Source organism: Clostridium sp. CTA-19 (genome assembly GCF_054767855.1).
This window is the reverse complement of the sequence record NZ_BAAABH010000097.1, coordinates 1-521: the sequence shown is the minus strand read 5'-3', so window position 1 is coordinate 521 and position 521 is coordinate 1. Positions and strand designations below refer to the sequence as shown.

Here is a 521-nt window from a genome sequence, read left to right as displayed (position 1 = left end):
GTCGAACCCCCACGCCAAAGGCGCTAGATCCTAAGTCTAGTGCGTCTGCCAATTCCGCCACATCTGCATAATTTGGTGGCTCACCGGGGAATCGAACCCCGGACACCATGATTAAAAGTCATGTGCTCTACCGACTGAGCTAGTGAACCTTATGGCTGGGATAGCAGGATTTGAACCTACGAATGCCAGAGTCAAAGTCTGGTGCCTTACCGCTTGGCGATATCCCAACATTGTTTTGACAGTTATTTATTATAATATGTTAATTATAACCTGTCAACACTTTTTAAATTTTTAATGGGGTGGCCGATGGGACTCGAACCCACGACACCCAGAGCCACAACCTGGTGCTCTACCAACTGAACTACGGCCACCATAATGGTGCGTTTTAAGGGATTCGAACCCCTGGCCCACGCCTTAGAAGGGCGTTGCTCTATCCAACTGAGCTAAAAACGCATACTTGGAGCGGGTGAAGGGAATCGAACCCTCGTAACTAGCTTGGAAGGCTAGCACTCTACCATTGA

4 tRNA genes are annotated in these 521 nt (G+C 48.8%); all 4 read right to left on the bottom strand.

Features of this window, described 5'->3' with window-relative positions:
- Positions 1–73: 73 nt before the first annotated feature.
- Positions 74–149, bottom strand: a tRNA-Lys gene (locus ACYUE0_RS17805).
- Between the two features lie 3 nt (positions 150–152).
- Positions 153–227: transfer RNA gene (locus tag ACYUE0_RS17800), tRNA-Gln, on the bottom strand.
- Positions 228–295: 68 nt separating this feature from the next.
- Positions 296–371 (bottom strand) — tRNA-His (locus tag ACYUE0_RS17795).
- A gap of 5 nt (positions 372–376) precedes the next feature.
- Positions 377–453, bottom strand: a tRNA-Arg gene (locus ACYUE0_RS17790).
- Positions 454–521 lie beyond the last annotated feature (68 nt).